We start from the raw sequence: 14,715 nt of genomic DNA on the forward strand, positions 1-14,715 counted from the left end.
TGATTAATTTAACTGTTTATATGATTTGTAAGGTAATTAGTTTTTCTTTGCTAATTTAGCTTTGATGTGATTGTTAGGGTTAAATTTAATAAATTTGTAAAGTTTGTAGAATTCAAATGAAACTGTAAGCACAAATCCAAGTAATAATGGAATTAATCAGTAAACAACTGAGTATGATGCTTTTAAATCAATTAATTTTGCATCGTTTACAAACTCAACAATATCAACATTCCCAAACACTGAAGCAAGTCCAGGGATGAATGCTGAAGCAACAACACAGATAAAGCTAAATGCTGAAGCTAAGTAAACTAAGTAGTATTTTTTAATGTTTGTTACAAAAATGCTTTTTGAAGACATTAAGTTAAGTGAGTTAATACTTGAACCAATACCTAATGTAATGAATGTAGCAGAAGATGTAAGTTTTACAAATCATTCACCTGTAATACCTTGCGATTGAGCATATAACCCAACAAATAAGTATGAAAGTAATGATACAAGTCCTAAGATTGAACTTTGGATAATTAAACTAATACCCATTCCATTTGCGAAGATACTATCATTTTTATTAAATGGTTTACGTTTCATAACATCTTCTTCATTTGGTACCATTCCAAGTGCAATAGCAGGAAGTCCGTGTGTAAGAAGGTTAATTCATAATAATTGTGCAGCTGTAAGAACAATAAATTCAGCTGTATTGATTGCATCTTTAAAAATAAATCTAAATATGAATAAACCAAATAACATAACAATAATTTCTGTTAATGAAGAAATAAGTAAGTTTAAGATAACTGTTTTAATTCTGTCGAATGTTTCTCTACCACTTTTTACAGCGTGCACAATGGTGTTAAAGTTGTCGTCAGTTAAAATAACATCAGCAGCTTGTTTAGAAACATCTGTTCCTGTAATTCCCATTGCACAACCAACGTCGGCCGCTTTAAGAGCAGGAGCATCATTAACACCGTCTCCTGTCATAGCAACAACTTGATTGTGTGCTTGTCAAGCTTTAACAATACGTAATTTGTCAGATGGATTTACACGAGCATATACAGAAATGTTTTTAACTTGTTCTAATAATTGTTCATCACTCATTTCTGCTAATTGTTTTCCATCAATTGCAATATCTCCATCTTTGAAAATTGATAAGCTTTTTGCAATTGAAATAGCAGTTGTCAAGTGATCACCTGTAATCATGACGGTTTTAATTCCAGCTGCAGTAGCTTCTTCGATTGAAGCTTTAACTGAAGCTCTAGGTGGATCAATCATTCCGATTAATCCTAAGAATACTAAATCATTTTCATCTTCAACACTAATTGAAGTTGTATCAGGTTTCATTTTTTTGTATCCAACAGCAATAACTCTGATTGAATCGTTTGATCATTGTTCATTGATGTGTGAATATTCATCAGCTTTGTTTTTTGATTTAGCCAAGATTACATCAGGAGCACCTTTTGTAATCATTACTCTACCACCTTCAGGTGTTTCGATCAATACTGACATTGTTTTTCTGTCACTATCAAATGGAAGTGAAGAAATCTTTTTGTATCTAGAATAGAAACTATCTTTTGAATTGTTATTTTCAATTCCAAATCTTAGGATAGCCGTTTCAGTAGGGTCCCCAACTTCGTTGTAACCATTTTCAAGTTTTGTAACTTCTGCATCACAACAAGCAACAAATGATGCTAATGTTTGTGATTTAGCTAAGTTTTTATTATTTGGATCAGCTGCTTCAAAGAATTTAACAACTGTCATTTTGTTTTCAGTTAATGTTCCTGTTTTATCTGAACAAATAATTGATGTAGAACCTAATGTTTCAACAACAGGGAATGCTTTGATAATTGCATTTTGTTTTGTCATTCTTGAAACACCGATTGCTAAAAGAACTGTTGTGAAAGTAATTAACCCTTCAGGAATTGCAGCTACTGCAAGTGAAATACCAATAACAACAGCGTTTGAGTACACTTGAGGTTCACTTCAAGTGTTTGAAATTGTGTTTGTTAAAACAATTTGTAAGATTGTTGTTAAGAACAATAATACAACGCCAGCAATTCCGAAAATTTTACTTAATTTGTTTAATTTAATTTGTAATGGCGAAAGTTGAACTTCTTGTTCTTGGATAGATGAGTTAATCTTTCCGATTTCTGTGTTAGCACCAATTGCTTTTACAAGTGCAATTGCTCTACCATTTACAACGTATGTACTTGAGTAAATTTGATTGTATCTGTCACCTAATGGTAAAGATTCAATGTTTTCAATAGTTCCAACTTTTTTATCTACAGCAAGTGATTCACCAGTTAATGACGATTCAACTACACTAAGTGAGTAAGATTCAACTAATTCAGCATCAGCAGAGATGTAATCTCCAGCTTCAACTACAATTAAATCACCAATTGTAACTTGTGATGAAGGAATAACAACTGTTTTTCCATCTCTTATAACTTTAGCCATAAGCTCATTAGATTTAGCTAATGCAGCTACAGCTTGATCACTCTTGATTTCCTGATAAGTTCCAAGCATAGAGTTAAGTGCCACAACTACTAAAATGATGAATGGTTCAATATATGCAATAACTATTTCACTAGTTGTTTTTAATCTACCATCAACGTGTTCTCAAATAGTAACACCAAAACTAAATGCAGCAGCGATTAAAAGAATGATGATCATAAAATCTTTAAATTGATTTAAGAAAATTAAAAAGATGTTCTTTTTCTTTTTAGTTTCAATTGTGTTTAAACCAAATTGTTGATTTCTTTTAAGTGCTTCTTCAGAACTTAAACCAAGTTTTAAATCAGTTTGTGTTAAGTTTTCCATTTTTTCTCCTTTCTTATGTAATTTAAATTATAAATAAGTTAAATAATTATACCTTTTGTTCCTGATTTGCTAAATTTAATATTTTTAAGCTACAAAATACAAAAACCACTAGCACATAGACTTAAAAGTCTTTAACTAGTGGTCAATTATTAAAGGTTTTTCCTGCTTTATTTAGATTTTGATAATCCTGATAAATCTAAATTTAAAGCAATTTATTCTTCTTCTTCGTTCTTGAAGTTATTAAATAAATTATCTACATCTAATGGTGACATTGAAAATTCTTCATCATCTTCATATGAATCATAGTCATATGTTGAATATGATTCATTGAATCTATTTATTAAATAAGCTCCATCGTCATTAAAAATAGAGTATCTAATATTATTAGAATGTAAGTAGTTTTCTAACGTAGTTTTTAAAATACCAGTACCCTTACCGGTGATGAACATAATTTGATCAACTTTACCAGTTTTATAATCAAACAAATTGTTTGTAATCACAATTAGAGCCTCTTCAGCTAATAAACCGTGTAAATCAACTACTCTCATACTCTAATTTTAATTCCTGCGTTTTTCATTATGTCTAGAGCAAAGTTGTGGAATTTATCTCCATTATGTTCAGGAGTATCATATGTATCAGTTGCATTTGAATAAACTATGACTTTTTTATCTGAATTTATTTTATTCAAGTAAATTTTTAAACTTAAAGCAAGTTGCATAACACAAATATCTGTGCAACAACCTACAAGCACAAATTCATCATATTGATCTCATAAGTTCATTGGAATATCGTAAAACCCATTTGTAGTATTTTTATAATAAACTTTTTGAACATATTCTTGTAATTCAGGAACTATTTGTGATTCTTTATCATTAGCTAAACAGTGAATTGGATAAGTCTTCATTTCCAAATCATCTTCAGAGTGATGGTCGCATATGAAAATATTATGCTCATAGTTTTGCAACATATCTTCTATAGTAGGAATAATGTTATTTATTCTACTTGAAGATAATTTTCCTTCTTTAGCAAAACCGTTAAGCATATCTATTACTATTAATAAACTTTTTTTATTCATCTTATTGTTCTTTTTGACAAACAGGACAGAATGATGTTCCTCTCCCATTTGGTTTAAAGTCTAATTTAACTTTTTGAACAATTCCTTCTTTACATACTAAGCAACGTTTATTAGCTCTGCTATAAACTCTTAAATAGTTTTGATAATGTCCGACTACACCATTAACTGAAGCATAAGTGTGAACTGTGCTGCCACCTGCTTTGATACTGTCGTCCATAATGATTTGTGCATTTTTTAAAAGTTCTTTAAGTTGTTCTTTAGTTACTTTGTTGCATTTAGTCATTGGGTAAATTTTAGATGCAAATAAAGATTCATCTGCATAAATGTTACCAATACCTAAAACAAGTTGTTGATCTAATAACGCAGCTTTAATTGAAATGTTTTTTCTTTGTAATTTTTCATATAAAGCATTAACATCTACATCTTTAGGTAACTTAGCTAACTTTTTAATTTCATAAACACTTCTTTTATCAGTGTTTGCAAAGTATTCAATTGATCCGAACATTCTTGGATCAACAAAAACAAAACATAAGTTGTCAGATAAATAAAATTCAACAATTATATGATTTACCATTTTCTTTAAGTCGGCTAAATGTTGTTGTTCTACAACATAAAACATACCTGACATTCTTAAATGGATAACCATTTTAGAATTATCATTTAAATAAATTGTTATGAATTTACCATAGTTTTGAATTTGGATAATTTTCTTATCAGTAACTGATTTTACAAACTCATCTAAAGGTACATTTTTAATAATCTTAGAAACATTAATTTGTACATTTTTGATAGTTTTGTTTAATATTTTTTCATTTAATTGTTCTGTGATTATAGTCACTTCAGGATATTCTGGCATTTTTACCTCCATTTTTTAGGGTTAAAAATTTTTTAAATAAATTTAAAAAAAATTTAATTTAGTATATATATTTTACTCTATAAGAGTAAAATTAAAATATGGAAAGATCAAAATATAAAGATATTTTCCTAGTATCTACAGATACTGTACCTGGACTTGGTGGTTTTGTTTCTCCTGAAACATTAGAAGCGCTTTATGAACTTAAACAAAGACCATTAGATAAAAAGATGGTAATTGTTGTAGGATCATTAGAACAAGCTAAAGGATTTGCACAATGAAATGAAGAAGCAAATGCATTTGCTATTCATAAATGACCTGGAGCAAATACAATTATTGTAAATGATCAAGGTTTCAGAATGCCAGCTTGCAAAGCATTTCAAGATTTCTTAATCAAAAATGGGCCAATGTATTTAACAAGTGCTAATTTATCAGGACAACCAGCTTCGAAAACTTTAGAAGAAGCTAAAGCACAATTCGCAATGATCCAAAATGTTATTGACTTCTGTGAAGGAACAGGAACACCAAGTACAATTTATAATTTAGATACTAGAGAAACTATAAGACGTTAAAACGTCTATAAAAAACTCAAAAATAGAACTTTTGTCAAAGTTTTGTTTTTGGTTTGCATTTTATAATAACTGCTTCCATTAAATGAATTTATATATTAAATTATTTTGTGCATATTTTAGTTAGTCTGCTTGGCTAACTTTTTTATTTTCCTTATTAATAATATATTATTAATAATTTGTTAAACTTTTTGTTTTAAGTGTTAAAATATTTTTGACTAAAAATAGTCCACATCATACTTAATATTTTGATGTTTTTAAATTATTAAATTTAGGAGGAAAAAATGACACCACACATTCATGCTAAAAAAGGTGAAATAGCTAAAACAGTTATTATGCCAGGTGACCCATTAAGAGCAAAATTTATTGCTGAAACATACTTAGATGAAGGGTTCAAATTAGTTAATACAGTTAGAAATATGTTTATGTACACAGGTACATACAAAGGAAGACCAATCACTGTAGCAGCTAGTGGAATGGGATGTCCTTCAATCGGGATTTACTCATACGAATTATTCAAATTTTATGATGTAGATAGAATTATTAGAATTGGTTCAGCCGGATCATACAAAGCTGACTTAGGACTTTACGAAGTTGTTTTAGCATCAGAAGCTTTTGCTGACGCTGATGCATTTAGAAGAATTGCTTTAGGAAAAGAAGGGAACATTTCATTACCTTCAGCAAAATTAAACGAAGAAATTAAAGCTATTGCTGCTTCACAAGGAACAAAAATTACTGAAGGAAGAGTACATTCATCAGATATATTCTACTCAGTTGTTCCACTTGAACAAAGAATTGAAGAAACACAATCAGTTTGTGTTGAAATGGAATCATTTGCATTATTCACAAATGCTGAAGCTACAGGAAAAGAAGCTGCTTGTTTATTAACAATTTCAGATAACTTAATTACACACGAAGAAACATCAGCTGAAGAACGTCAAACAGCATTTACAAAAATGATGGAGATTGCTTTAGAATTAGCAAAATAATATGCGTGTAGTAGATATTATTGAGAAAAAACGTTTAAATCACGAACTAACAAATGAAGAAATTGAATTTTTAATTAATTCATACGTTAGAGGTGAAGCGCCAGATTACCAAATGAGTGCATTCTTAATGGCAGTTATGTTCAATGGAATGAACTCAAGAGAAATTGCAACAATGACAAAATATATGATGCATTCTGGTGAAGTTATGAACTTATCAGCTATTCCTGGTATTAAAGTTGACAAACACTCAACAGGTGGAATTGGAGATAAAACAACTTTAGCAGTAGGACCAATCGTTGCTGCTTTAGGAGCTCCAGTTGCTAAAATGAGTGGTAGAGGACTTGGACACACAGGTGGAACTATCGATAAATTAGAAACAATTCCAGGTTTCACAGTTGAATTATCAGAAAAAGAATTTATCGAACAAGTTAAAGAACACGGTATTGCAGTTATTGGACAATCTGCATCACTTGTTCCAGCTGACAAAAAATTATATGCATTAAGAGATGTTACAGCAACAGTTGAATCTATTCCACTTATTGCTTCATCTATTATGTCTAAAAAATTAGCAACAGGTTCAAATGCTATCTTACTTGATGTTAAATGTGGAAATGGTGCTTTTATGAAAAATGAAAAAAGCGCTATCGCATTAGCTGAAACAATGATTAGCATTGGTAAAGAACTTAATGTAGACACAAGAGCTGAAATTACAAATATGTCAAGACCAATTGGTCGTGAAATCGGTAACAAAAATGAGGTTCTTGAAGCTATTAGAACTCTTGAAGGAAAAGGACCTGAAGATTTCAATGAATTAGTTTACTCATCTTGTGCAACAATTTTAGAACAAGCTAAAATTGCTAAATCACACGATGAAGCACTTAAAATGGTTGATGAAGTTATTAAAAACGGAAAAGCTCTTGAAAAATTCTATGAATTTGTAAGAGTACAACATGGTGATGTAGAAGCTCTTAAATCACCTACATTCTGAAATCCTAAATACAAATTAGAAGTTATTTCAGAAGACGAAGGATACTTAGAAATCTTTGACGCTTTAACATTTGGTATTGTTTCAATGAAATTAGGTGCTGGAAGAAAAACAAAAGAAGACAGCATTGACAATGAAGCTGGAATTACATTGAACAAGAAAACAAATGAAGAAGTTAAAAAAGGTGATGTATTATTCACATTATATTCATCAAACCCAATCGATGTTGAATTAGTTAACGAACTTAAACAAGGATACAAATTCAATAAAGAAAAAGTTGAAAACAAAATTATTATTGCCAAATTACAATAATTACATTAAACACTTAATTTAAATAGTTAAATTTAAACAAAGGATAAAATGAATTACAACAAATTAATCGATCATACTTTATTAAAAGCTGAAGCGCAAAAAAAAGACATTGATAAATTAATCGATGAAGCTATTAAATATGACTTTGCTACAGTTTGTGTTAACTCAGGATGAGCAAAATACGCAGCTGAAAGATTAGCAGGAACAGGAATTGGTGTTACTGTAGTTGTTGGTTTCCCTTTAGGAGCTAACATTACAGCAGTTAAAGCACATGAAGCTAAATTAGCTATCGAACACGGTGCTACAGAAATTGATATGGTTATGGCTATCGGACGTTTCAAACAAGGAGACTACGAATACGTTCTTAACGACATGAAAAAAGTTAAAGAAGCTTGTGGAGATAAAGTTCTCAAAGTTATCATCGAAACAGCTTTATTATCAGAAGAAGAAATCAGAAAAGCAACTGAAATCGTTATGAAATCAGGTGCTGAATTCATCAAAACTTCAACAGGAACAAGCTTCCGTGGTGCATCATTGGAAGATGTTAAAATTATGAAAAGCGTTTGTGGAGACAAATTACTTATCAAAGCAGCTGGAGGAATTGCAAACATTGATGATTTAATCGCGATGTACGAAGCTGGAGCTACAAGATTTGGAACAAGTCGTTCAATCGCTATTGTTGAAGGAAAAACTTCTAAAGAAGGATACTAATCCTTTAATAATTATTAAATCACTATCATAAGATGGTGATTTTTTAATGCGCTTTATTCAAATTAAGTTCAAATTTGACTAAATTTACTAAATAAATGAGGTACAAAATGAAAAATAAAGAAAAACTTATAGATTTATTTGAAGTTCATGAAATTAGTGATGATTTATTCGACTTCTTATTTAAAAAATCGAAAATGACTGATAAATTAATTATGCCAATCTTACAAGTGGGTAATGAATACTTATTCTGTGAGGTCAAACACAAGAAATTCAAATTAGACACTGATATGGGTGTACTTTTATATACTGCAGATGGGCTAACTGATTATGAGCTTAATGTAAACACAATATTTAAAATTAAAGAAGATATCTTATTTAAGAATTCATACAACATTAATCACGAAGTGCTACATAAGAAAATTAGTGAGTTTAATGAATTAGAAATTCTACAAATCATTCACGATAAGGTTATGGATAATCTAAGAAATGTAAAAGTAATTCAAATCAATCGATTAAATAATTAAATTTAGTCAAGTTAAACACAAGAAACACTAAAATCAGATCAAAAAACATCTTAACAACTACGTTAAGATGTCTTTGATTATGTAACTATATTCATTTAAGTGCAATAGCTGTAATTAAGACAGCTACTAATGCAATTAATAGAACTAAAGAGAAAATAGCTAGTATATATGCTAGTCTATTTTTCTTATATCTTTTAACAGATGTTTCATCTTTAACATTCTCTTCGATTACTAAATCAACTAATTGAGTATATTTTTTCTCTGATTTAATTGTTGAGTAACCTGGTTTTTTAGCATTTTTCTTTTGTCTAGGCATCGTAACCTTCTTTTGGAGTTATCATAATAGCGAAAGCTTCAGGACCTGTGTGAACTGAAATAACACTTGAAGTAAGTTGTTCATTAACAAGTTTAATTGAGTGTTTTTGCGCTTGTTCTTGAACTAATTTATTAACTTTTTCGTCTATACCGTGCATTCAAGTGAAAACATAATCTTCTGGCTTATCAACTACTTCCATAACTTTTTCAAATAGTTTTTTAATAGCACCCGATGAAGTTAATTTGAATGAAACAAATGAAACTGCGTCATTTTTATCATACGAAAGGACAGGGTAAATACTTACTTTTGAAGCGATAAACTTTTTAACTGATGATAATCTACCACCTGAAATTAAATATTTTAAGTTCATAGGGAGTAAGAATGTGTGTGATTTGTGATTTAGTTTAGCAAGATGATTAATAATAGATTGAACTTCTAAGCCTTGCTCACTTAGTTTTTTAGCATATTTAGCTGCATATAATAATTGAACACCTGCGAAGTGATTATCAACTACGTGAATGTTTTTATATTCATTAGACATAGCTGCGACGTGATTTGGTGTAGAAGACAATTTAGATGATATACCTAAATAAATAACTTCTTGATTTTCCTCAGCAGCTTTTTTAACTGTGCTTTGAAGGATATCTAATTTTGGTGATGAAGTTTTAATATTCGTAGCAGCAGTAAGCTGCTCTAAAACTTCAAGGGGGTCAACTATACCATCTTGATAAACTTTTTTATCAATTTCTATCTGTAATGGTAAATAATAAAATCCGTAAGCTTCTGCTTCGGTTTTTGAGATTCCTGAAAAGGAATCGATAATAATACCTATTTTTTCCATGAAGTAAATTATATAGCAATTTATTGTAAAAAAAGTCTTATATATACATAAAATGTATATATAAAAATATATGCATTTTTAGTAATAATTTAGTTTTATTTTTTGACTAAAATGCCTTGTACACTATGCTAAAAGTATTTTCACACGTGTATATGTATATTATATGTATATATAATATAAAAAATATTTAATAATAATTATATTTACAATATAATTATTACTATGACTAAACAAATGACAAAGATTATTTTTCTAACTATTATTACGTTAGGTTTCATATGAATTAAATGAAAAAAAGAAAAGAAAGCTAAGAATACTATTTACCAAAGCAACAAGCTGCCTTTCAAAGTTGAACAATTAGTTAGTGCTCTAGGTACTAAAGAAAATATTGATAACTTAGAAGTTAAAATAAGTAGACTAGTTGTAACAGTTAAATCAAACAACAAAGTCGATACAGAAGCTTTAAAAGAATTAAAAGGTGTAAGTGGAATTTTATTATCTAGTTCTAAAGTATCTATAACACTTGGTGAGTATGCTAATGAAACATTAAGACAATTAGAACAACAAGTAAAATAATGAGGTTACAAAATGAGTAAAGAACAAAACAAATATAAGATTATTCTAGATAACTTATTAGATATTTCGCAGACTGACTCTTCTATATTTACTAAAATACAAAATAAATATTTTTATGACTTGTATTCGCTTATAGGAGATAAAAACTGAGATACGTTTTATAACAATGAAACATTTCAAATAAGTGCGCTAGACAATAATGTAATTACTTTGATTGAAAAGATTTCTAATATAACAGGACCTGATAACTTGGTCTTATATTTAGAAAGCAAACTTGATGTATTGCATCATTTAAAAATTAAAGTTAATTTAGAAAATGTACAACAAGATTGAGAATACTACAAGAAAAAGATTTTAAATGACTTACAGTTAATGTTACAAAAGTCAATCACACAATGAAAATTGTTAGATGACAAAGTAACCAACATTCTTGATGAAACAAATATTTGACCTTTGTATATAGGTTTCCTATTTATTTCGCTTAAGAAAGATGACAAATTCATTTATGCTCCTTTATTCTTAAAACAAGCTTCAATTGATTTTGTAAATGGTAAACCAATTATTAAATCAGATGGAGATATTAAAGTTAATGAAAAACTTGTATTCTTCTTAAACAATAATGATTTCAAGATTTCTATTGACGCAGAATTTAAAGATTACAAGATTTCTACTTTAATTAATAAGTTACAAGAAGATTGAAATGATTTATTTGATTTACCAGTTTCACTTAAAAAGCCTTTTGAGAAAATCTCAAATCCTGAGGAAGAAATTACTAATGAAAACATTAAATTCCATCCAGGTGCTGTTTTAGGAATTTACCAACCTTGAGGTGGGTATGCTAGAAACAGAATGAAAGAGATTGCTCAAAAAGATGAAATTGATAACATCATCAAAGTTGAGTTTAATAAAAACATTTATAAAGCTACAGTTGAGCATAATACATATAGAGATAACACAGGATTAATCAAGATAACAGATTCAAACTTATCTCAAGATAAGGCTATCGTAAGTTCAATGCTTCAAAACACTGTTATTTGAGGTCCACCTGGTACAGGTAAATCTCAAACAATAGTTAATATATTAGCTAACATCTTAGTAAGAAAGAAAACAGCAATTGTCGCTTCACAAAAGAGAGCTGCACTTGAAGTTATTAAAAATAGATTAAATGATTTATCTGCATTCTGCTTATTTATATTAAATACAAAGAATACAAACAGAAAATCATTCTATGAACCTATTAAAAAATACTTAGATATGCTTGAGAACTTTAGTGGAACAAATGGATTCCATCCCTTGAATGTTATTTCAGAAAGCGAAATTAACTTTATAGATGCTGCTTCTGAATATCTAAATGATTCACTTGCAAAAGATGTTTTATTAACTTACTACTACTTTGCATCACAAAAGCAAGATTTCGATCATTTAACAGACATCGAGTTTCTATTATTGCTTCCGAAAGATGTTAAATATCCGACTGAACCAACAAACCATCAAACAGCTAAAGAATTACTTAAATTAAGTAAATATAAATATTTACCTTTTGTAAAAGAATATAGAAGACTAAAAGAATTAGGTAACTTAATTGACGAAAAAATGCCTACATTCAATGGTTCATTAAATGATTTAATGAAATTTGTAAACACAATTGGATTTGAGCACATTAATTCAGAACACAGTCCATTTAAAAAACTTAATAATTTAATTACAGCTTACAAGAACATTCAACCTAGACCACAAAGAATGAGTATAGAAGAAGTCAGAGACTTTGTAGCTCACTTAATAGTGGCTAGAATTAATAAATTTGACGAAAAACTTAAAAAAGAATATAGAGAATTTGCTCAATCAGTAAGAATTCAAAACTTAGAACCTTACAGATTTGTTAAAAAATTCACTGGAATGATTAAACAATTATTCCCGATTGTAGTTGCTACACCTAACACAGATTTATCAGGTTGATCTAAAGAAGAATTTGATTATGCAATTCTTGATGAATCAAGTCAGATTTTCATTGAAAATGCCATTCCAATTCTTTATTTAGCAAAATTCAAAATCTTTGCTGGTGACACAGAGCAAATGAAACCGACTTCTTGATTCGTGCAACGTATTACAGATGATTCGATTTTTGGTAAAGTTGAATCAGTTCTAGATTATGCACTTTCATTAGGGGTTCATAATGTTATGCTTGATAAGAATTATCGTTCAAATCACGCTGAACTTATGGGGTTCTCATCAAAAACTTTCTACCAAAGTAAACTTAACGTTTTAGATGCCGCTAATGCTTGAAATAATGAACCAATTGAAGTTTACCAAGTAGATGGTTCTTGAGACCAAAACAAAAACATCGTTGAAGCTAAATTAGCTATAGACAAAGTAATAGAAAATATAGATAAATATAAGAAAATAATTCTTTTATCATTTAACGTTAAACAAAGTAATTACATAACAGAATTGATTTACAATCAATATCCATTACTTGAAAAAGCAATTCACAGCAAGAGACTTTTAATCAGAAACATTGAAAACATCCAAGGGGACGAAGCTGACTTAGTTATTGCAACAATTGCTTACGATAAGAACACAAAATTATCATCTACATACGTTTCACGTCCAGGTGGTAAAAACGCTCTTAACGTTGCGATTTCACGTGCTAAAGAGAAAATGATCATCATTAAGACAATCAAATCTGAAGATATCATTTTAACACCTGAAATATCTGACGATATTAGAGTGTTCAAATCTTGACTTCAATTCTTAGAAAAAGAATCAGAACAAAGAAGAATTGAAATCAAAGAATCATTTGATCAAAACCATTATTCAATTTCAAATACTAAACTCAAGGACGACTGATTTAAAAACTTAGTATTTAATAGAATTAAAAGTGCAATTGCATATGACCCAAACTTTGAAGTGTTCAAAGATTACATAGTTGGTTCGTTAGATATAGACATTGTAGTTACATACAACAAAATACCATTCAAATGTATTTCATTCGACACAATGTACTATGCAAATTCAAAAGAAAACTTCGTGTCTTTATATGATGCAGTTAAATTCTTAAAATCTAAATCATATGATGTGGAAGTTGTTACACCTATTAACTGAATTTGAATTCAAAATCAAATCAATAGTTGATTTACACCTGAAAAAACAAAAGAGTTTAAATCAACTTCAAAAGGTCAAGTAACAAATACTTACACAATTAATAAAACTGCAGAACACGAAGTTACTAAAGAACCACAAGTACAAAATCAAATTTTAACTGCACAAATCACAATTGAACCAATTGCTGAAGAAGTAGATGAAGTTGATTTAAATATTAATGATGAACAAATAAACGAAGCTGAAGAACAACCTGCAGAACAAGTTGTAATTCACTCAGAAGAAAAAGCTGAACCTATAACAGAAACTGTTGTAGAGGAACAAATCTTTTACTTTGATTCATCTGATGAAGATGAAGTAGAAGAAGTTATGGAGAGCAAAACTTCAGAAAGTATTCAAGAACAAAATGAACATGAAGAAGTCGAAGACACACTTGAAGAAGAAATTAATTCAGAAGATGAATTAGTTGATGAATCAAACTTAGAAAATGATAATAAAATAGAAAATAAAAATGATTCAGATGTTTACGAAGAAATCTGAATATTTGAAGACAATGAAGTTTCAAATGATAATATTGAAACTGAACAAATGATAGAAGATATACAAAATGAAGAAGTTAATGAAGAACCTGTTGCTTTAGAAGAAACAGTAAGCAAAGAAGAACAACCAACAGAAGAACCATTCATTAACCAAAGTGAAATTGATTCATCATTTGATGACATTTTCCAAATCAAACCAGAAAATATAGAAGAACAAATAACACAAGAATTTGTTGCAGACAGTACTAAAGAACAACAAACTTCTACAGATTCACAAGAATCACAAGTAGATGACCTAGATTACAGTGATGAAGATGATGATAATTTTGTATTAAATTTTGAATCATTTAACCCAAGAGCTGTTACAAAAGAAGAACAAATAACACTTGATAAAGTTGAACAAGCTGAAGAAGTGTTAAATAAGAAAAAATCTCATATAATTCATCCAACGATGCAAGATAAAACAGAAGAATGAATTTATGATGGACAATACGATGACTTTTAATAGATAGGAGAAC

13 protein-coding genes are annotated in these 14,715 nt (G+C 29.2%); 7 read left to right on the forward strand and 6 right to left on the reverse strand.

What is annotated here, in order from left to right:
* Nucleotides 1-36: 36 nt before the first annotated feature.
* From VBM91_RS00025 to mutM, 4 genes are all read right to left on the reverse strand, one after another.
* Complete coding sequence (locus VBM91_RS00025) at nucleotides 37-2,808, reverse strand: cation-translocating P-type ATPase (protein WP_323188870.1); 2,772 nt, start codon at nucleotides 2,806-2,808, stop codon at nucleotides 37-39.
* Nucleotides 2,809-3,020: 212 nt separating this feature from the next.
* Nucleotides 3,021-3,356, reverse strand: a complete 336-nt coding sequence (locus tag VBM91_RS00030) for a Smr/MutS family protein (protein WP_323188871.1) — start codon at nucleotides 3,354-3,356, stop codon at nucleotides 3,021-3,023.
* The gene (locus VBM91_RS00035) at nucleotides 3,347-3,883 is read right to left on the reverse strand and encodes an isochorismatase family cysteine hydrolase (RefSeq protein ID WP_323188872.1); all 537 of its coding nucleotides are present in this window, start codon (nucleotides 3,881-3,883) and stop codon (nucleotides 3,347-3,349) included. Before VBM91_RS00035 ends, VBM91_RS00030 begins: the two co-directional genes overlap by 10 nt.
* A gap of 1 nt (nucleotide 3,884) precedes the next feature.
* A complete protein-coding gene (gene mutM / locus VBM91_RS00040; protein WP_323188873.1) occupies nucleotides 3,885-4,739 on the reverse strand; it encodes a bifunctional DNA-formamidopyrimidine glycosylase/DNA-(apurinic or apyrimidinic site) lyase in 855 nt (284 codons plus the stop codon).
* A gap of 98 nt (nucleotides 4,740-4,837) precedes the next feature.
* Here mutM and VBM91_RS00045 point away from each other — a divergent pair, with 98 nt between their 5' ends.
* From VBM91_RS00045 to VBM91_RS00065, 5 genes are all read left to right on the forward strand, one after another.
* The gene (locus VBM91_RS00045) at nucleotides 4,838-5,308 is read left to right on the forward strand and encodes an L-threonylcarbamoyladenylate synthase (RefSeq protein ID WP_323188874.1); all 471 of its coding nucleotides are present in this window, start codon (nucleotides 4,838-4,840) and stop codon (nucleotides 5,306-5,308) included.
* Between the two features lie 281 nt (nucleotides 5,309-5,589).
* Nucleotides 5,590-6,294: a purine-nucleoside phosphorylase gene (gene deoD, locus VBM91_RS00050; protein WP_257088632.1), complete on the forward strand. Its 705-nt coding sequence runs from the start codon at nucleotides 5,590-5,592 to the stop codon at nucleotides 6,292-6,294.
* A 1-nt stretch (nucleotide 6,295) separates the two neighbouring features.
* Nucleotides 6,296-7,591, forward strand: a complete 1,296-nt coding sequence (locus VBM91_RS00055) for a pyrimidine-nucleoside phosphorylase (protein WP_323177472.1) — start codon at nucleotides 6,296-6,298, stop codon at nucleotides 7,589-7,591.
* A 48-nt stretch (nucleotides 7,592-7,639) separates the two neighbouring features.
* Complete coding sequence (deoC, locus tag VBM91_RS00060) at nucleotides 7,640-8,302, forward strand: deoxyribose-phosphate aldolase (protein ID WP_323177473.1); 663 nt, start codon at nucleotides 7,640-7,642, stop codon at nucleotides 8,300-8,302.
* Between the two features lie 107 nt (nucleotides 8,303-8,409).
* Entirely contained in the window at nucleotides 8,410-8,826 is a 417-nt protein-coding gene (locus tag VBM91_RS00065) for a hypothetical protein (protein ID WP_323188875.1), read from the forward strand.
* Between the two features lie 85 nt (nucleotides 8,827-8,911).
* Here the strand turns inward: VBM91_RS00065 and VBM91_RS00070 are convergent, their stop codons facing one another.
* Nucleotides 8,912-9,142, reverse strand: a complete 231-nt coding sequence (locus VBM91_RS00070; protein ID WP_257088624.1) for a hypothetical protein — start codon at nucleotides 9,140-9,142, stop codon at nucleotides 8,912-8,914.
* A complete protein-coding gene (locus VBM91_RS00075) occupies nucleotides 9,135-9,983 on the reverse strand; it encodes a DegV family protein (protein ID WP_323188876.1) in 849 nt (282 codons plus the stop codon). The genes VBM91_RS00070 and VBM91_RS00075 overlap by 8 nt, the downstream gene beginning before the upstream one ends.
* Before the next feature lie 222 nt (nucleotides 9,984-10,205).
* Here VBM91_RS00075 and VBM91_RS00080 point away from each other — a divergent pair, with 222 nt between their 5' ends.
* The gene (locus tag VBM91_RS00080; RefSeq protein ID WP_323188877.1) at nucleotides 10,206-10,559 is read left to right on the forward strand and encodes a PTS transporter subunit EIIB; all 354 of its coding nucleotides are present in this window, start codon (nucleotides 10,206-10,208) and stop codon (nucleotides 10,557-10,559) included.
* Between the two features lie 12 nt (nucleotides 10,560-10,571).
* On the forward strand, nucleotides 10,572-14,702 hold the full coding sequence (locus tag VBM91_RS00085) for an AAA domain-containing protein (protein WP_323188878.1): 4,131 nt from the start codon (nucleotides 10,572-10,574) through the stop codon (nucleotides 14,700-14,702).
* The last annotated feature ends 13 nt before the right edge of the window (nucleotides 14,703-14,715 follow it).

The sequence above is a fragment of the Mycoplasma sp. 2248 genome (genome assembly GCF_034863245.1).
Taxonomy (GTDB): domain Bacteria; phylum Bacillota_I; class Bacilli_A; order Mycoplasmatales; family Metamycoplasmataceae; genus Mycoplasmopsis.